Raw genomic sequence first — 17,639 nt, 5'->3', positions numbered from 1 at the left:
ATTACGAACGTGCGGCCGAAAGGCCTTGGCCCTGATTGAAAACACAATCCCCCTGTGGGAGCGGGCTTACTCGCGAAAGCGGTGCGTCAGTCAACAAAGATGTTGAATGTGGTGTCCCCTTCGCGAGCAAGCCCGTTCCCACATTGACCGTCTCAGCCTTGGCTGTCCTGCACGACCAACTCACGCAACGTATCGAGGAATAGCTTGAGCACTGGCGAGGCGTCGTCGGCGCGGTAGGTGACGTACAGCGGCACTTCCGGCAACGCCGGAGTCAGGCGCCGGAACACCAGGCCGACCGGGGCCATTTGCTCGATGGAGGCCGGCAGCAACGCGACGCCGAACCCGGCTCGCACCAGGCTGAGCAAGGTTTGCACTTCGATCACTTGCTGACGGATTTGCGGCGTGAACCCGGCCTTGATGCAGCACTGATAGAGAAAATCAGCAAACCGCGACTGCTTCAGCTCCAGCGCCACAAACGGCTCCTGCGCCAGGTCCGCCGGCGCCAGGCTTTCGCGTTGGGCTAGCGGATGGTCGGCCGGCATGACCACCCGGATCGGCTCGTAGATCAGCAGTTCGTTGCGTAACTGCGGATCATCGGAACCGACCCGAAAAACGCAGGCATCGATGCGCTTGGCCTTCAACGCCTTGACCTGAGCCGCCGGAGTCATCTCATGCAGACGCCAGTTGACCTGTGGATAGCGCTCGCGAAACAGGTGCAGCGCCCGGGGCAACACACCGACCATCACCGAACTGATCATGCCGATTTCCAGTTCCCCCAACTGCCCGCGACCAGTCTGCCGGGTCAGGTCCAGTGCGCGGTTCAGTTGCTCGAACACCAGCGGCGCCTGTTCCTTGAGCATCTGCCCGGCCGCCGTTAGCTCAACGCGGTGATGGCTGCGCTCGAACAGCGGTGTGCCGAGTTCTTCTTCCAGCAAGCGAATCTGCTGGCTCAGCGGTGGCTGGCAAATGTGCAAGCGCTCAGCGGCGCGACCGAAGTGCAGCTCTTCGGCCAGGGCCATGAAGTAACGCAGCAAGCGCAGGTCCATGGTGGTTTATCCCAGAGTCAGCGGTGTCGAGCGTTGGCGCACACCGGTCAGGCTGAACAACGCATTGGCGATGGCCGGGGCCACTGACGGGCTACCGAGTTCACCGACGCCGCCGGGTTTGCTCGGCTCTCCGTCCAGCACCAGGATGTCCGTGGCGGGCATGTCCGACATCCGCGTGACGCGGTAGTCGTGAAAATTGCTCTGCACCACCCGGCCTTGTTTGATGTCCATGCGATCGAACAACGCGTGGCCGAAACCCCACATCAGGCCGCCGTAGATTTGCTCCTCGACCCCGCCGGGCGACACTGCCAAACCACAATCGACCACGCAGGTCAGCTTGTCGACCTTGGTCACGCCGTCCTGTTTCGACACTCTGGCCACTATCGCGATGAAACTGGTGTAACCCTGATTGGTGGCGATCCCCAGCGCAGTGCCTTCCGGCAACGACTGGCCCCACCCTGCGCGTTCGGCGGCGCTTTTGAGCACCGCGACATGCCGGGGCCGGTCTTTCATGTTGGCCAGGCGAAACGCCAACGGATCTTGCCCGGCACCATGGGCGAGTTCGTCCATGAAGCTTTCCACGGCGAACACGTTGGGAATGAAACTGACCGAGCGATACCAGCCGCTGGGCACGTTGCTTTCGTGTTTGACCCAGGCCAGATCCAGGTGCGGCGCACGGTAGGCAAAATCCCACGCGGTGATGGCTTCGGTGGTGCTGTAGTCCATTTTGTCCGGGCGCTCGAAATAGCCCGGCTCCCATTGTTCCGGCGAGGCTGGCGACACGGCGTTGAGTTGCAACGCGGTCAATCGGCCCTCGGCGTCCAGCGCGCCTTTGGCCCGATGCAAGGTTGCCGGGTGCATGAACAACGCGCGCATTTCATCTTCACGGCTGTTCATCAACTTGACCGGGACTTTGGCCTGTTGCGCCAGGTACGCCACTTCGAACAGCCAGTACTTGGACTCTCGGGCACCGAAGCTGCCGCCGGACACCAACTCGTTGATCGTCACCTTGTCCTTGGCGATCTTGCACACGGTTTCTGCAGCCTCAAGCGCCGACGACGGCACCTGAACCCCGCCCCAGTAAGTGATCCCGTTGCCCTTGATGTGTGCGGTGATGCAGATCGGTTCCAGCGGATTCTGCACCTTGTACGGCATGCGGTAATCGGCTTCGAGCAGCTTCGCGGCGTTGGGCCATTGGGCGCTTACATCGCCTGCGGTCATCGCGGTGACACGCTGCGCGGTTTTGTCGTCGAGCGCTGCAATCTGGGCCTTCGCCAGCTCATCACTGTCGAACCCGGCCAACGGTGACTCGCTCCATTGCACGTTAAGCACGGCTCGGCCCTGATGAGCAGCCCAATAATTGTCGGCGAGCACCGCGACGCCTTCCAGATTGCCGCCGAGCACATCTGGTCGGCCGGGAATCGCAATCACTTTGCGCACGCCCGGTACTTGCAACGCGGCTATGGAATCGACCGAAAGCACTTTCGCCCCAATCACTGGCGCACGTTGAATCACCGCCACCAGCATCTCTGGCAACAGCACATCGATGCTGTACTTGAAACGCCCACAGACCTTGGCCGCCGCATCCCGTTTATGCCGCAGTTTGCCGATGTATTTGAACTGCGCCGGGTCTTTCAATGTGACCTTGGCGGGTGCCGGCAAGTGGGCGGCGACAGTGACCAGCTCACAGTAGCCGAGGCTGCGCTTGCTGGCGCCATGCAACACATGACCGTCCTCAGTGGTGCAACTGTCGGGGCTGACTTTCCATTGCTTGGCCGCCGCTGCAATCAACAGCACCCGTGCAGTGGCACCGGCCATGCGCAAGCGATCGTATTCCAGGGAAACACTGGTGCTGCCCCCCGTGGAAAAGACCTTCCAGACCGGATGAATGTAAGCCTCGAAAAATGGATTTTCCGGGGTGATCACTTGCACGGTCATCGGGTTGACGTCCAGTTCCTCAGCCACGCACGCAGCCAGCGCAGTCTGAGTCCCGGTGCCGGAATCATGCTTGTGCACCACCAATTTCACCGTGCCATCGGGCAGCACGCGGACCCAGGCGTTAGGTTCGAAGTCACCTGGCATTGCCGCAATTCCCGACGGCATATGGAACGAGATCGCCAGCCCCGCCGTCACGGTGGCCGATTGCTTAAGAAAAAGTCGGCGCGAGAGATTGGTCATCACGCCTCCTTCGGCGCAGAGGCTGCGCGTTTGATGGCGTTGTTGATCCGTCCGTAAGTACCGCAACGGCACACGTTGCCGGACATGGCGTTGCGGATAGAGTCGTCGTTCACCGCCGCCCCGGTATTGAGCAATGCGGCGGCGGACATGATCTGCCCGGATTGACAGTAACCGCATTGCGGCACATCTTCGGCAACCCAGGCCAATTGCAGCGGATGCTGTTCGGTGGGCGACAAGCCTTCGATGGTGGTGATGTGGTGCCCCGCCACAGCGGCGACCGGCAGTTGGCAGGAACGCACCGCGACGCCGTCCAGGTGCACGGTGCACGCGCCACACAGGCCCATGCCGCAACCGAACTTGGTGCCGGTGAGTTTCAAGTGGTCACGCAACACCCATAACAAGGGCATGGAGGGCGACGCCTCTACCAGCTCGCGTCGTTCGCCGTTTACCGTGAATTCGATCATTGTCAGGCTCCAAGAGAGCGGCCCGTCTTTGTGCGGGCCTGGTCATCGATTATTGGAAGCCTGCGCAACAGCGGGCCAGCGACGATTTCTGCCATCGTGTGTAAGTAGGACTAACAGCATGTACAAGCGATACCCGTCGGTGCAGTCCATGAGCGCGTTTATCCAGGCAGCCCGCAGCGGCAGCTTCTCCAGCGCCGCGCGCAAACTCGACCTGACCCACAGCGCCATCAGCCAGCAGATCCGTTCGTTGGAAGATTTCATCGGTCAACCGTTGTTCGTGCGAGAAGGCGGCGGCAGCAACCTGACCGATGCCGGGCAGTTGTTTGCCAGCGTGTTGTCCGACGGGTTGGCGCAGATTGATCGGGCACTGTCCTCGGTGAAAAACCGCAGCGTGGCGCAACGGCTGACGATTGATGTGGACAGCGAACTGGCCCAGAGCTGGCTCAATCCACGCTTGCCTGAGCTGCTGGATTTGTTGCCTGAGCATGAGGTGGTGCTGCTGTCGATGCCGCGTTCGGATCGCAGCTCTTTCGAGCGAGTGGATCTGGCGTTGCGCTACGGTTATGGCGATTGGGATGATTGCGAAATGACGCAGATTTGTGCGGACAGCGTCAGGGCCGTGGCGTCGCCGGCGTTGCTGGAACGGTATGGATTGCAGGTGCCGATCCGCCCGGAACAAGTGCTGGAATTACCGTTGCTGGGGTATACGCGCAGGTCGTGGATTCCGTGGCTGGATGCGGCGGGAATGGCTCCGGTGGAACCTGCGGCGCGGGTGGTGTTTGATAATGCGGCGAATCTGATTGCAGCGGCTGAAGCGGGTGTTGGCGCGGGGCTGGTGCGCGGCTTGCTGGCGGCGGATGCGTTGCGTTCGGGGCGGTTGATTGAGCTGAATGACGCGCAGATTCCAGCGCATTACAACCTGTATGCCGTGTGGCCTCCGGGGCAGGCTGAGCGGGTGGCGCCGGTGGTTGAGGTGATCAAGCAGTTAGCCTTGCGTACACAGGGCTGACGCTTTCGCGAGCAAGCCCGCTCCCACAGTGGATCTTCAGTGGGTGCAGGATTGGTGTCTGACACCGATCAAACTGTGGGAGCGGGCTTGCTCGCGAAGAGGCCCGCAAATCCACCACAAAAACCGACCCGATATCGAACGCATATCAACACCCCGCCCAATTAATATTGTACGAACCCAATCCCCCCTTCCAATACTTCCCCCCAAGCAACCAGCGTCCCAAGCCGGATGCGACCAGGCGAGGGAATGCGCATTCGTGCGCATAGAAATGGCCGATGACCCGGGACGTGGTTGCTGTGAGCCCAGAGGCTCCCTTCCCCGCTATCAGGAGATCGACTTCAATGATCATCGATATCAGTTGCTATCCCACCGACCTGGTGGACCTCGCCTGGAGGCATGACGGTGACCCGTTCACCGGCGAGCGTCTGCTGGAGATGATGGATGGCCCCTACATGGTCAACGGCAAACCTCGCCGCATCGACAAAGCCTTCATCCAGCCGCCCCAGGGCAACACGATTTACACCTGGACCGACGGCGACCTGACCGGTCGCGAATCCATCGACGCCTACATGGCCTACACCCTGAAAATGGTCCAGACCTACCCGGACCGTTTCATCGGCTGCTTCGTCTACAACCCGCGCTGCGGTGTGGAAAATGGCGTCGAAGCCATCGAGCGTTACGTCACCGAGCACGGCTTCAAAATGGTCCAGATGCAGGCCAACATGCACGCCTATCGCCCTGACCGGGCACTGGATTGGGTGCGCCCGTGCTTCGAGAAATGCGCCGAGCTGGGCATCCCGGTCAAGCTGCACACCGGCGACGGGCCGTACAGCATCCCGTCGGAATGGGTGCCGATGATCAAGGAGTTCCCCAACGTCAATTTCATCATGGCCCACTTCGGGGTGCAGACCGGCGGCGTCTACGTGTTTGAACCGATGCAATGGGCGATGGAGTTGCCCAACGTCTACTGCGAATCGGGCTGGTGCCTGCAATCGCGAATCGTCGAGTTCGCCAAGGTCCTGCCCACCCACAAAATCCTCTTTGGTACCGACACCCCGCCAAACGAACCGGGCATGTGGCTGCGCCTGCTCGAAGTGCTCTGCCATGAGCCGCCGCAGGGGTTGAACCTCGACGAGGACACCCTCGAAGAGTACCTGGGCAACAACACCGCGCGGATGATCGGCCTCCAACCATCGCCACCACCGCGCACCGTCAGCGAAGCAGAGGCGCAACTCAAGCGCCCCGTCACCACTCAACTGGCCAGGAGCTGAATCGATGATTATCGACACCCATCTGCACCCCACCAACCTGGTCGACGAGGCCTGGCGCCATACCGGCGAACCGTTCACTGGCGAGCGCATGCTCAAGCTGATGGACGGCCCGTACATGATCAACGGCAAGCCTCGGCGTATCGACATGGGCTTCATCCAGCCACCACCGGGCAACACCGGTTACCGCGACGGCAACCGCCGGGGCCGTGAAGGCGTGCGCGACTACATGTCCTACATCGCCGAGCTGTGCATGAAGTACCCGGACCGCTTCATCGGCAACTTCAACTTCAACCCGCGCTGGGGCCCGGAAAACGGTGCGGCGGAGCTGGAATTCCACATCAAGGAATACGGCTTCAAGATGCTCAAGCTGCACGCCAACATGCATGGCTACCGCCCGGACCGCGCACTCGACTGGTTGCGCCCGGCGATGAAGGTCTGCGCCAAGTACAACATCGTGGTGTTGATCCATACCGGCGACGGCCCGTACACCATTCCGACGATGTTCTACCCGATCATCCGCGAGTTCCCGATGGTCAATTTCGTCATCGGTCACTTCGGCATCCAGACCGGCGGCAACTACTCGTTCGAAGCGTTCTGGATGGCCATGGATACGCCGAACGTCTACTGCGAATCCGGCTGGTGCTTCCAGTCGCGGATCGTCGAATTCGCCAAGGATTTACCGCGCAACAAGATCGTGTTCGGCACGGATTCGCCGCCGAACGAACCGGGGATGTGGTTGCGCGAACTTGAGGTGCTGTGTTCTCCGGCGCCACAGGGCTTGGGGATTGATGAAGATCACCTTGAGGACTACCTGGGCAACAACATCGCCCGGTTGTGCGGCATCGAACCGACACCACCACCCAAGGACCTGATCGAGGCGGACATTCGCCTGACCACCACGTACCTCTAGGCCTGGGCGCAATCCCATGTGGGAGCGAGCTTGCTCGCGATGAGGCCGTCACATTTAACATCTTGGTCGGCTGACACACCGCTTTCGCGAGCAAGCCCGCTCCCACAGGGAATCTCGTCTGTTCTCCCCCTGAGTGAACAGCACCGCTTTTTTACGAGGTGAAACCATGACCCTCTCGACGCTCGGCGATACCCAGGATTTCCACGATTTCATCGACGCCTATCGCCGGCAGTACCCGGACGATGTGCTGACCGTTCAGCAACAACTCTCTGCCGATCAGGACGTCACCGCCCTGGTCGATGCCCTAGCCAGCCAAGGTCGCGACCCGCTGCTGATCTGCGAAAAGGTTGGCCATCTCGGCGTGCCAGTGGCCACCAACCTGTTCGCCTCCCGAACCCGCATCGCCCGGATCTTCGGCGTAACCCCGGCGCAACTGCACGAGACCTTCCAGGCCCGCGCCAACAATCCGATTCCGCCGCGCTACGTCGACACCGGCCCAGTGCTGGACGAAATCTTCGAAGGCGAAGCCGTGGACCTCGCGTTGCTGCCAATGCTCAAGCATTTCGACAGTGATCGCGGGCCCTACATCACCAACGCCATCATCATTGCCGAAGACCCGATTACCGGCATCGCCAACATGAGCTATCACCGCTCGATGCGCCACGCTCGCCAGACCCTCGCCACCAGCCTGCATTCGCGCGGTCACCTGTGGCGGATGCTGCAAACCGCTCGCGAGCGTGGTGAAGAATTGCGCGTGGCCATGGTGGTCGGCGCGCATCCGTTATTCATGCTCGCCGCCGCAGCACGCTTGCCCTACGGCAGTGACGAACGTGCCGTGGCCGGTGGCCTGTTCGGCGCACCACTGGAACTGGTCAAGACCCCGCGCTACGGCATCGGTGTGCCGGCTTATGCCGAGTTTGTACTGGAAGGCGCCATCGACCCGGCGGCGTATGCCGAAGAAGGTCCGTTCGGCGAGTTCAGTGGTTATTCCTCGGACCGCTCGACCAACAACGTGCTGCGGGTCGATACCCTGATGCGGCGCAAGGATGCCTGGTTGGTCGACGTGGTCGGCGGGCGTTACGCCGAACACCTGACCCTGGCGCGGCTGCCACGGGAAGCGGAGATGAGCGAGAAACTCAAGGCGCGTTTCCCGGCCGTCACCGCCGTGCACTACCCGAATTCCGGCACGCACTTTCATTGCTACGTGGCACTCGATCAAAGCCGCGACGGTGAAGCGAGGCAGATCATGCTCGCCCTGCTCGGCTGGGACCCGTACCTGAAAACCGTGATCGCGGTGGACAGCGACATCGACATCACCGATGACAGCCAAGTGCTCTGGGCATTGGCCACGCATTTTCAGCCACATCAGGACATCTTCGTCATCGACGGCTTGCCCGGCAGTCCGCTCGATCCGTCGTCCTCGGTCAACGGCACTACTTCGCGCATGGGGCTCGATGCAACGCGCGGTTCGGGGTTTGACGGAATCAAGGCGCAACTGGATCAGGACGTGGTCGAGCGCGCGCGCAATCTGCTCAAAGGCTATCAATCATGAGCCGCCAGCGGATGGTGGTCGGGATCAGCGGCGCATCGGGGTTTATCTACGGCGTGCGTTTGCTGGAGCTGCTCGCCGAGCTGAACATCGAAACCCACCTGATCATCAGCCGTGCCGCGCTACTGACCATGGCCCATGAAACCGACTACAAACTGGCGGACGTGACCGCGCTGGCCAGCCACTACCACCGCGCCGACGATGTGGCGGCCGGGATCGCCAGCGGTTCGTTCCGTTGCCTGGGCATGGTGGTCGCACCTTGCTCCATGCGCACTCTGGCGGAGATCGCCACCGGCACTTCTTCAGGGCTGATCGGCCGCGCCGCTGACGTCACGTTGAAAGAACGCCGCACGCTGGTGTTGATGGCCAGGGAAACCCCGCTGACCCTCGCCCACCTGCGCAACATGACCGCCGTCACCGAAATGGGCGGGATCATCGCCCCGCCGGTGCCAGCCTTCTACGCCCGCCCGCACAACCTTTCGCAAATGGTCGATCACAGCCTCGGCCGTGTCCTCGACCTGTTCGATCTCGACGCCGGCACCGCGCTGCGTTGGGGTGAACCCACAGAACCCTGTGGGAGCGGGCTTGCTCGCGAAGGCGGTGTGTCATTCACCGGTAATCGCGACTGATCCACCGCTTTCGCGAGCAAGCCCGCTCCCACCCAAAGCAGCAACACTCCAATTCAATGTGCACCGGTCAATTCGTCATCAAGGAGCATTACATGAACAGTCCATTCAACGCCCCAACCCCGAACCGAAAAATCCCGGTGACCATCCTCACGGGTTTCCTCGGCGCGGGTAAAACCACCCTGCTCAACTACATCCTCAAGGAAAACCACGGCCGAAAAATTGCCGTGATCGAAAACGAATTCGGCGAAGTCGGCATCGATGGCGACCTGGTGCTCAGCTCCGAAACCGAAGAAATCTACGAGATGGTTAACGGTTGCGTGTGCTGCACTGCCGAGGTTCGCGAGGACCTGGTGCGCATCGTCCGCGAACTGGTGGCGCGTCCGGTGCGGCTCGATCACATCCTGATCGAAACCAGCGGCTTGGCCGATCCGTACCCGGTGGCGCAGAGCTTTTTCATCAACGACCCGATTGCCGAGGAAGTGGAACTCGACGCCATCGTGACCATGGTCGACGCCAAGCACATCGCCCAGCACCTGGAGGATTTGCAACTCGACGGCGTCGACAACCAGGCGGTGGATCAGATTGTTTGCGCCGACCGGATCGTGATCAACAAGGTCGATCTGGTCAGCGCCGAAGACGTGGAAGCGTTGCGGGGCAAGATTCGCGGATTGAACGCCACGGCGGAACTGGTGACGTCCAGTTATGCCGAGATCGACCTGACGAAAATCCTTGGCATCGGCGCGTTCGAATCGACTCAGAAACTGATGGAGATCGGATCGGAGCATGACCATCACGCTGAAGAACATCATCACGATGAACCGGACCATGAGCACGATCCGAGCGTGTCCTCGGTTGGGATCGCCGTGGACGGCGCGGTGAATCTGGGCGCGTTCCATCGCTGGATCACCAAGCTGCGCAGCGAGCAGGCCGACAACCTTTACCGCATGAAAGGCGTGCTGTCGGTGGCGGACCAGGACCAACGCTACGTGCTGCAGGGCGTGCACAGCCTGGTCGAGTTTCGCGCCTCGACCTCGTGGGGCACGGAGCCGCGCTCCAGCAAGATTGTGTTCATCGGCCGCGACCTGGACCGCGCGGCGCTGAACCAGGGCTTTGCCGCCTGCCTGGCAGGCTGAACACAGCATCGGAGCCGGTGGATGGCGGTTCCGGGCATATAGAACGAATAGCTGATGCCAGACAGTCAATTGTGCACTGAACCTGTGGCGAGGGAGCTTGCTCCCGCTGGGCCTCGAAGAGGCCCCCTTATCCCTCAAGAAGGGGGACTGCTGCGCAGTCCAGCGGGAGCAAGCTCCCTCGCCACAGGAACTCATTGCCCCCTCTTTCTTAACTGGTTGGCATCAGAACGAATACCCCTCTCTACCGAATAAAAACAGCAAGAGGTGTTTCCCCATGTCGTCAGCCACTACCGTCTCCACCGTGCACCCGGTCGACCAGATTTTGCCAGTCCGGCAAATGCTCACCCTCGGCCTGCAACACATGGCCGTCTCGTACATCGGCGCTATCGCCGTGCCGTTGATTGTCGCCAGCGCCTTGAAAATGTCCCAGGCCGATACGGTGGTGCTGATCAGCACCACGCTGTTCTGTTCCGGCATCGCCACGCTGTTGCAAACCGTCGGCTTCTGGAAATTCGGCGTGCGTTTGCCGATTCTCCAAGGCGTGGCGTTCAGCAGCGTCGGCCCGGTGATCGCCATCGGCACCAACCCCCAAGTGGGGTTCGCCGGGGTCTGCGGGGCGGTGATCGGCGCGGGGATTTTTACCATGCTCGCCGCGCCGTTCGTGGGTCGATTACGCCGGTTTTTCCCGCCGGTGGTGACCGGTTGCATCGTCACCGTGATCGGTTTGCAACTGTTCCCGATCGCTTATGAGTGGGTTGGCGGCGGCCGCAACGCCAGCAATTTCGGTGCCCCGGCTTACCTCGCCGTCGCCGCCGTGGTGTTGGCAACCATTCTGCTGGTCAACCGTTATGGCAGCCCTATGATGCGCAACATGGCGGTGCTCTTTGGCATGTTGGTCGGCGCGGGGCTGGCTTACGCGCTGGGCATGGGCAGTTTTCAAAGTGTGCAGGAATCGCCCTGGTTCACTGTGCCCTACCCGTTCTACTTCGGTTTACCGACGTTTAGCGTGATCCCGATCGCCACCATGATCGTGGTGATGATCGTGCAGATGGTCGAGTCCATGGGGTTGTTCGTGGCCATCGGCGACATCGTCGACAAACCGGTGGAAGAGAAACAAGTGATCAACGGCCTGCGCGCCAATGGTCTGGCCAGCACCATTGCGGGGATGTTCGCGGCGTTTCCGTTCATTGCCTTCATGGAAAACGTCGGGCTGGTGATTTTGACCGGCGTGCGCAGTCGCTGGGTGGTGGCGATCAGCGGTTTGCTGATGTGCACGGTGGCACTGGTGCCGAAGGCCGGGGCAATCATTGCCTCGATGCCCATGGCTGCGCTGGGTGGCGCCGGGATTGCGATGTTCGGTGTGGTCGCGGCGGCTGGGATTCAGACCCTGGCCAAGGTCGATTACGAGCGCAATCGCTACAACGTGTTGATCGTCGGTTTCACCATCGCCGCCGCCCTGGTGCCGGTGCTCGCGCCGACCCTGTTCAAGCAAATGCCCGAGTGGTGCCAGCCGTTCCTGCACAGCAGCGTGGTGATCGCCTGCCTGGTGTCGGTGTTGCTCAACGCCACGCTCAACGGCGTCAGCGTTCCTGATGCACCCGCTAAATCTGCCTCCCACATCCTCTGACCGGAGCCGACCATGACTCAACTGCAAAATATCCTGATCAAGAATCCCGTGGCGGTGATGACTGGCCTGCGCGGCCCGCGTGCCCGGGCCGGCAATGTCGACATCCGCATCGTCAATGGCCGCATCGCCGAAATGGCGGCTGGATTGGTGGCGCAACCCGGTGAACGAGTGATCGATGCGCGCAACGCTGTGGTCTATCCGGGCTGGATCAACACCCACCATCACCTGTTCCAGAACCTGCTCAAAGCCGTGCCCGAAGGGTTGAATCAAGACCTGCAAGGCTGGCTCGCCAGCGTGCCCTACCCGCGCCTCAACCGGTTTACCCCGCAACTGACAAGGATCGCTGCACGACTGGGAATGGCGGAACTGCTGCTGTCCGGCGTGACCACTTGCGCCGATCACCACTACCTCTATCACGCCCATGGCAGCACCGAGAGCGGCGATACGCTGTTCGACACCGCTGATGAATTCGGCCTGCGTTTCGTGCTGTGCCGGGGCGGCGCGCTGGAGTCGGCCAGCGCCCATCCGGGGTTCTCGAAAACCGCACTGCAACCGGAGACGCTGGACCAGATGGTCGGGGACATCGAGCGGCTCAAATCCCGCTATCACCAAGACACGCCAGACGCGATGCGCCGGGTCGTGGTCGCCCCGACCACCCCAACCTTCTCCCTGCCTCCGACCTTGCTCCGCGAACTGGCCCACACCGCCCGCGGGCTCAACTTGCGCTTGCACACTCACCTGTCGGAGACGCAGAACTACGTCAACTTCTGCCGCGAGAAATACAACTGCCTGCCGGTGGAATTCGTCGCCGAACACGAATGGCTCGGCCCCGACGTCTGGTTCGCCCACGCCGTGCATCTGCAACCCGGCGAAATCCGCATGCTCGCGCAAACCGGCACCGGCATTTCCCATTGCCCTGTGAGCAATGCACGCCTGGGCAGCGGCGTCGCGCCAGTGCCGCAAATGGTCGAGGCCGGGGTGCCGATTTCACTGGGGGTCGACGGTGTAGCGTCCAATGAATCCGGGAGCATGGTCGGCGAAGCGCACACGGCATGGTTGATTCACCGAGCAGAGCAAGGAGCGTCGGCGACCACCGCTGAAGAGGTGATCCACTGGGGCACGTCGGGTGGCGCGCAAGTGTTGGGGCTAGGCGCGGTCGGGACGTTGGAAGTCGGGCAAGCGGCGGATCTGGTGATCTATGGCCTGGACCATCCACGGTTCTTTGGCTTCCACGATATTGCCGTGGCGCCCGTGGTCGCGGGCGAACCGATTGCCGTGAAATACAGCCTCGTCGGTGGTCGCGTGGTGGTGGATGACGGCGTGATACCGGGGTTGGACTTGCAGCAAATGCGTGCTGACGCGTGGGATGGGGTGCGGCAGTTGATGACGCAGGATGTCGACTGACCGCCCAAAAACACAAAACCCTGTGGGAGCGAGCCTGCTCGCGATGGCGGAGTAACAGTCAACAAAGATGTTGGATGTGCTGACCTCATCGCGAGCAAGCTCGCTCCCACAGGGGATGGGTGTTCAGCACAGATTTGCTCTCATACACAACACAAAAACTGTGGGAGCGGGCTTGCTCGCGAAAGCGGTGTATCAGCCAACAGCGATGTTGAATGTACTGACCTCATCGCGAGCAAGCCCGCTCCCACATGGGGTCTATTACGCCTGTTTCGATGGATCGATGTTGTCCAGCGCTCGATTCACCGCCAGTTCGCTCAGCATGATGACTTGCTGAAGCGCCAGCATGGTGTTGCGCTGCGGGCCTTCCAGCAACGCCGCAAAGTCACTCGCCATGACACTCGCCGAGGCCAGGGATTCGCAGGCGTTGGCCAGCAAGGTCTCGGTGTCGATCTTGGGGAGGATCGTGAAAATCGTGCTGGGTTTACGCGGGGTGTCTTTGACGACAGCGGGATTGAGGTAGTGATTGAGGGCGCGCTCGGCGGCCTCTTTGAGTTTTTTTGAATCGAGGGTGGTGTACGTGGACGTGTCTTCGGTTTCGGATTCTGGTGGATTGGGTGTGGCTTTGAACATTGTGGAACTCCTACTTAAGTGGAGCCACCGCGACCTGTCGCTAAACAAGTAAGGGTGGCGACTGAACGCAGGTTAGCGAACCGGTTAGCAGGCACCCGGCAGACCCGAAGGTCTCCTGCGCTCAGCCGCCATAACGTAATTGCAGGTATAAAGCATGCAATACAGTTTGGGACGTTTTGTGCGCCTACTAGTCGGATCGCTAAACCCGGTCACTGAATATTCAGCGACCCGGAAACAATAAAGACCAGGCACAAGGCGCACAAGCCGGCGGATTCTGGCGTAGTTGTAGGCAAAGGCGCAAGGCGCTGTAGCCTCACATCCCGCGTGTAGGAAAGATCTTTAGCCACAAAATTTTTCGATGATTGCGGCCCGAGCACTCGGGACAATCCAACCAAAAGATCAACAGATTTCAGTCTTCGGTAGCGCTTACCGGGGCATTTATACGCCTTGCAAAAGCCACGCGAGTGCGGCTAGATCGCCCTACACCCAATGCCCCGTCGTCAGGACCTCTTTATGCCGCTGAGCTTTCATAAAATGCACGCCAACGGTGATGACTTCGTCATTGTCGACTCGCGAAACTCGGCCATTCCGATCACCAGCACCCTGGCTCGGCGAATGGGTGATCGGCACCGAGGCATCGGTTTCAATCAACTCGCAGTGATACTCGACTGTGAGAACGCCGCAGCGCGCGTGACGTTCTGGAATGCCGACGGCTCAGCGCTGGATACGTGCGGCAGCGCAACGCGGGGCGTCGCGGATATGCTGATGCGCGAAGCAAATGTGACGTCGATAGCGCTGCGAACCAACCGTGGTCTACTCACCTGCGAACGAACGTCAACCGGCGCTATTTCCGTCAACATGGGAGCGCCGCTGTTCGGCTGGTCGGATATTCCCCTGGCCCGAGAAATGGACACGGCGGCTCTACCGCTGACGGGAGACCCAACCGCTTGCAGCATGGGAAATCCGCACTGCACCTACTTTGTCGATGATCTGGCAGCCGTTGATATAGCGGCCATCGGACCGACGATTGAAAGCAACGCCCTATTCCCCCTCAAGACCAACGTGCACTTCGTCCAGGTCATTAACCGAGCGCACATTCGATTGCGTATTTGGGAGCGTGGGGGTGGTATTCCGTTGGGGTCAGGTTCCTGCTGTTGTGGCGCGGCGGTTAACGGGATTCGTCGCGGCTTGCTGGATGATAGCGTTGAGGTTGAATGCGATGGCGGAAGCGTAACGGTTCAATGGGATGGCGAGGGATCTGTTTTTCTCACCGGGCCGGTAGAGAAGATTTTTTCGGGAACATTCCTGGATCGCTAATTACGGGGTTTATAGCGGCTAGTTATCGCATTTCAAGGCCTCCACAAAACCTATGGGAGCGGGCTTGCTCGCGAAAGTGGTTTGACAGTCGACATCGCAAATCCACCCAAAAAAATCTCAGCCGTCAGCACTCAGAGCCATCAGTTCCTTGCGCAGCATCGACCGCTCAAGAACAACCATCCCATCCAACCCCTCAACCTGCAGCAAATCGCTCAGTTTCAGTTGGCTGACCAAGGGCTCGACCAAAAAGTAGCTCCTGCCCTCGCTGATGCTGATGACGTTCAGCAGCCAGTCATCTCCCTGCAACGCTAGCCATTGAGTGATCGCCGCACGATGCTGCCGGATCAACGCCCCGGCATCCCACACCGTCATCTGCGCAAACACTTGAGGCAGATCGCTTTCAGGTTTCAAGCGTTTCATATCAGCCGCCAACGACTCGAAAAGATTAGATTCGATAGCCACCTGACATTCGAGAAAATACCGTTCAGGCCAGTCCACTGGCAGATTGGCGAGTCGCATCAGCACCGCATATGCCCGAACATCCAATTCGGTCACCAGCCGCCCGGTAAAGTTCATCGTGTTATCGAGAATCGCAGTCGCCAGCAGGGCTGCACTTTGCTCGCTGATACGAGGCAACAACCCCGACGCCTCCCAGCGCTCAAAAACCTGAGTCGCGGCGGCACCAATCCGGCGAATGTCCGCTGCGGGCCCGAGCTTCTGCGCCCAGTAATCTTCAAAGCCTGGATGATGGTCAATCACTTCCACGACCCTATCGAGCACCACTAACGGGTCGAAATGGGCGTAATCCGAGACATCCACCAATACGAACTCATCCCCGGCTTCCGGGCGGTAATCGTCGAGGGACACCGGCCAGCCGAGCACGGTTTTTGGAACGCTGGCATTGGGCGCCGCGCTACTGACCGCGCGAGCTTCGATCCCTTGCAGATTCAGCAATTCGGCGTAGGCGATGCAGCAAGCATAGGCGTCGATGTCCAGATAAGCCGAGCCTGAGGTGATGACTTTGATGGGAGACATTGCGCGTCCTTGGCGTCCATTTCAGGGGCGGCAACGTCTCACAGGCTCATGACAAAAACATGACATTTTGAATGTTGATGCAGCCGTACCTAAGCCGCCATGTCACCACTGGCAATCGCCGCCGACGCCGCCAACATCGCCCGCAACAACACCGCACACCCCGCCGCCAGATCATCCGGCGCGGCGTTTTCGATTTCGTTGTGGCTGATGCCGCCTTCGCATGGCACGAAGATCATCCCGGCTGGACCGAGTTCGGCGAGGAAAATTGCGTCGTGCCCTGCTCCGCTGACGATTTCCATGTGCGACAAGCCCAGCCCTTGGGCGGCGCCGCGGACGGCTTCGACGCAGCCCTTGTCGAAGTACAGCGGCGGGAAGTCGGCGGTGGGGGTCAGTTCGAAGGTCAGGCCGTGTTCCTCGCAGGTGGTTTCGATGACTTGGCGAACTTCGGCGATCATCGAATCCAGGCGCGCCGGCTCCAGGTGCCGGAAGTCGAGGGTCATGCGCACTTCGCCGGGGATGACGTTGCGTGAGCCGGGGTAGGCTTGCAGGCAACCGACGGTGCCGCAGGCGTGGGGTTGATGGCCGAGGGCGGCGCGATTGACCGCGCCGACGATGACGGCGGCACCGACCAGGGCGTCCTTGCGCAGGTGCATTGGGGTCGGGCCGGCGTGGGCTTCGACGCCGCGCAGTTTCAGGTCGAACCACTTCTGGCCGAGAGCGCCCATGACGATGCCAATGGTTTTGTGTTCGTCTTCGAGGATCGGGCCTTGCTCGATGTGCGCTTCGAAATAGGCGCCGACCGCGTGGCCGCTGACTTTGCGTGGTCCGGCGTAGCCGATGGCGTTGAGTGCTTCGCCAACGGTGACGCCGTCGGCATCGACCTTGGCCAGGGTTTCTTCGAGGGTGAATTTTTCCGCGAACACGCCTGAGCCCATCATGCACGGGGCGAAACGCGAGCCTTCTTCGTTGGTCCAGACCACCACTTCCAGCGGCGCTTCGGTTTCCACGCCGAGGTCATTGAGGGTGCGCAACACTTCAACCCCGGCGAGCACGCCGAAGCAGCCGTCGAACTTGCCGCCGGTGGGTTGGGTGTCGATATGGCTGCCGGTCATCACGGGTGGCAGGTTTGGATTGCGGCCGGGACGGCGGGCGAAGATATTGCCGACGGCGTCTATGGTGACGGTGCAGCCCGCCTCTTCGCACCAGTTGACGAAAATGTCCCGGGCCTGGCGGTCGAGGTCGGTCAGGGCCAGGCGACAGACCCCGCCCTTGACCGTGGCACCGAGCTTGGCCAGTTCCATGAGCGACTGCCACAGGCGGTCGCGATTGATGTGCTGATGGGTGGATTGCAGAACGTCTACGGCAGCGTTCATGGGGATCTCCTCAGGCAGTTTTTATGGTTTTCTTCAGGCAAGTTTCGGGTGTGTTTGAGGCCGC

At 60.8% G+C, this 17,639-nt stretch carries 15 protein-coding genes; 9 read left to right on the top strand and 6 right to left on the bottom strand.

The genetic code is table 11. The features are described 5' to 3' along the window. Nucleotides 1-152: 152 nt before the first annotated feature. From AC1MEW_RS17080 to AC1MEW_RS17070, 3 genes are read right to left on the bottom strand one after another with little or no spacing between them, the layout of a single operon-like run. Nucleotides 153-1,046 carry a LysR substrate-binding domain-containing protein gene (locus AC1MEW_RS17080; protein ID WP_201254938.1) on the bottom strand — a complete coding sequence of 298 codons (894 nt, stop codon included), beginning with the start codon at nucleotides 1,044-1,046 and terminating at the stop codon, nucleotides 153-155. A gap of 6 nt (nucleotides 1,047-1,052) precedes the next feature. Beyond that, on the bottom strand, nucleotides 1,053-3,224 hold the full coding sequence (locus AC1MEW_RS17075; protein WP_480422964.1) for a xanthine dehydrogenase family protein molybdopterin-binding subunit: 2,172 nt from the start codon (nucleotides 3,222-3,224) through the stop codon (nucleotides 1,053-1,055). Then, on the bottom strand, nucleotides 3,224-3,688 hold the full coding sequence (locus AC1MEW_RS17070; protein ID WP_480422963.1) for a (2Fe-2S)-binding protein: 465 nt from the start codon (nucleotides 3,686-3,688) through the stop codon (nucleotides 3,224-3,226). Before AC1MEW_RS17070 ends, AC1MEW_RS17075 begins: the two co-directional genes overlap by 1 nt. A gap of 118 nt (nucleotides 3,689-3,806) precedes the next feature. On the opposite strand from AC1MEW_RS17070, the gene AC1MEW_RS17065 reads away from it, so the two are divergent. From AC1MEW_RS17065 to AC1MEW_RS17030, 8 genes are all read left to right on the top strand, one after another. Continuing rightward, nucleotides 3,807-4,697 carry a LysR substrate-binding domain-containing protein gene (locus AC1MEW_RS17065; RefSeq protein ID WP_480422962.1) on the top strand — a complete coding sequence of 297 codons (891 nt, stop codon included), beginning with the start codon at nucleotides 3,807-3,809 and terminating at the stop codon, nucleotides 4,695-4,697. Between the two features lie 341 nt (nucleotides 4,698-5,038). Then, nucleotides 5,039-5,968, top strand: a complete 930-nt coding sequence (locus tag AC1MEW_RS17060; protein ID WP_480422961.1) for an amidohydrolase family protein — start codon at nucleotides 5,039-5,041, stop codon at nucleotides 5,966-5,968. A 4-nt stretch (nucleotides 5,969-5,972) separates the two neighbouring features. After that, a complete protein-coding gene (locus AC1MEW_RS17055; protein ID WP_201204406.1) occupies nucleotides 5,973-6,878 on the top strand; it encodes an amidohydrolase family protein in 906 nt (301 codons plus the stop codon). A 166-nt stretch (nucleotides 6,879-7,044) separates the two neighbouring features. Then, the gene (locus tag AC1MEW_RS17050; protein ID WP_201204407.1) at nucleotides 7,045-8,430 is read left to right on the top strand and encodes a UbiD family decarboxylase; all 1,386 of its coding nucleotides are present in this window, start codon (nucleotides 7,045-7,047) and stop codon (nucleotides 8,428-8,430) included. Beyond that, nucleotides 8,427-9,056: a UbiX family flavin prenyltransferase gene (locus AC1MEW_RS17045; RefSeq protein ID WP_201254939.1), complete on the top strand. Its 630-nt coding sequence runs from the start codon at nucleotides 8,427-8,429 to the stop codon at nucleotides 9,054-9,056. Before AC1MEW_RS17050 ends, AC1MEW_RS17045 begins: the two co-directional genes overlap by 4 nt. Nucleotides 9,057-9,148: 92 nt before the next feature. After that, complete coding sequence (locus tag AC1MEW_RS17040; protein ID WP_480422960.1) at nucleotides 9,149-10,189, top strand: CobW family GTP-binding protein; 1,041 nt, start codon at nucleotides 9,149-9,151, stop codon at nucleotides 10,187-10,189. A gap of 274 nt (nucleotides 10,190-10,463) precedes the next feature. Further along, nucleotides 10,464-11,816, top strand: a complete 1,353-nt coding sequence (locus tag AC1MEW_RS17035) for a nucleobase:cation symporter-2 family protein (RefSeq protein WP_201204412.1) — start codon at nucleotides 10,464-10,466, stop codon at nucleotides 11,814-11,816. Nucleotides 11,817-11,828: 12 nt separating this feature from the next. Further along, nucleotides 11,829-13,220 (top strand): amidohydrolase family protein, encoded by a 1,392-nt coding sequence (locus tag AC1MEW_RS17030; RefSeq protein ID WP_480422959.1) that lies wholly within the window; start codon nucleotides 11,829-11,831, stop codon nucleotides 13,218-13,220. A 258-nt stretch (nucleotides 13,221-13,478) separates the two neighbouring features. Here AC1MEW_RS17030 and AC1MEW_RS17025 read toward each other — a convergent pair whose 3' ends face one another. Next, nucleotides 13,479-13,850, bottom strand: a complete 372-nt coding sequence (locus tag AC1MEW_RS17025; protein WP_201254941.1) for a DUF6124 family protein — start codon at nucleotides 13,848-13,850, stop codon at nucleotides 13,479-13,481. A gap of 513 nt (nucleotides 13,851-14,363) precedes the next feature. Between AC1MEW_RS17025 and dapF the strand changes: the two genes are divergently transcribed. Then, nucleotides 14,364-15,167, top strand: coding sequence for a diaminopimelate epimerase (dapF, locus tag AC1MEW_RS17020; RefSeq protein WP_322268817.1), 804 nt, complete (start codon nucleotides 14,364-14,366; stop codon nucleotides 15,165-15,167). Nucleotides 15,168-15,284: 117 nt separating this feature from the next. On the opposite strand, the gene AC1MEW_RS17015 is transcribed toward dapF, so the two are convergent. Further along, complete coding sequence (locus AC1MEW_RS17015) at nucleotides 15,285-16,193, bottom strand: DHH family phosphoesterase (RefSeq protein ID WP_201254949.1); 909 nt, start codon at nucleotides 16,191-16,193, stop codon at nucleotides 15,285-15,287. Between the two features lie 98 nt (nucleotides 16,194-16,291). Beyond that, a complete protein-coding gene (locus AC1MEW_RS17010) occupies nucleotides 16,292-17,575 on the bottom strand; it encodes a Zn-dependent hydrolase (protein WP_201254943.1) in 1,284 nt (427 codons plus the stop codon). Nucleotides 17,576-17,639 lie beyond the last annotated feature (64 nt).

This window comes from Pseudomonas sp. ASL4 (assembly GCF_056680395.1).
This window is presented reverse-complemented; position numbering and strand designations above follow the sequence as displayed.

Excerpts from the sequence above, each read along its gene's own strand:
- AC1MEW_RS17080 (WP_201254938.1), bottom strand. The coding sequence starts at position 1,046 with ATGGACCTGCGCTTGCTGCGTTACTTCATGGCCCTGGCCGAAGAGCTG.
- AC1MEW_RS17075 (WP_480422964.1), bottom strand. The coding sequence starts at position 3,224 with ATGACCAATCTCTCGCGCCGACTTTTTCTTAAGCAATCGGCCACCGTG.
- AC1MEW_RS17070 (WP_480422963.1), bottom strand. The coding sequence starts at position 3,688 with ATGATCGAATTCACGGTAAACGGCGAACGACGCGAGCTGGTAGAGGCG.
- AC1MEW_RS17065 (WP_480422962.1), top strand. The coding sequence starts at position 3,807 with ATGTACAAGCGATACCCGTCGGTGCAGTCCATGAGCGCGTTTATCCAG.
- AC1MEW_RS17060 (WP_480422961.1), top strand. The coding sequence starts at position 5,039 with ATGATCATCGATATCAGTTGCTATCCCACCGACCTGGTGGACCTCGCC.
- AC1MEW_RS17055 (WP_201204406.1), top strand. The coding sequence starts at position 5,973 with ATGATTATCGACACCCATCTGCACCCCACCAACCTGGTCGACGAGGCC.
- AC1MEW_RS17050 (WP_201204407.1), top strand. The coding sequence starts at position 7,045 with ATGACCCTCTCGACGCTCGGCGATACCCAGGATTTCCACGATTTCATC.
- AC1MEW_RS17045 (WP_201254939.1), top strand. The coding sequence starts at position 8,427 with ATGAGCCGCCAGCGGATGGTGGTCGGGATCAGCGGCGCATCGGGGTTT.
- AC1MEW_RS17040 (WP_480422960.1), top strand. The coding sequence starts at position 9,149 with ATGAACAGTCCATTCAACGCCCCAACCCCGAACCGAAAAATCCCGGTG.
- AC1MEW_RS17035 (WP_201204412.1), top strand. The coding sequence starts at position 10,464 with ATGTCGTCAGCCACTACCGTCTCCACCGTGCACCCGGTCGACCAGATT.
- AC1MEW_RS17030 (WP_480422959.1), top strand. The coding sequence starts at position 11,829 with ATGACTCAACTGCAAAATATCCTGATCAAGAATCCCGTGGCGGTGATG.
- AC1MEW_RS17025 (WP_201254941.1), bottom strand. The coding sequence starts at position 13,850 with ATGTTCAAAGCCACACCCAATCCACCAGAATCCGAAACCGAAGACACG.
- dapF (WP_322268817.1), top strand. The coding sequence starts at position 14,364 with ATGCCGCTGAGCTTTCATAAAATGCACGCCAACGGTGATGACTTCGTC.
- AC1MEW_RS17010 (WP_201254943.1), bottom strand. The coding sequence starts at position 17,575 with ATGAACGCTGCCGTAGACGTTCTGCAATCCACCCATCAGCACATCAAT.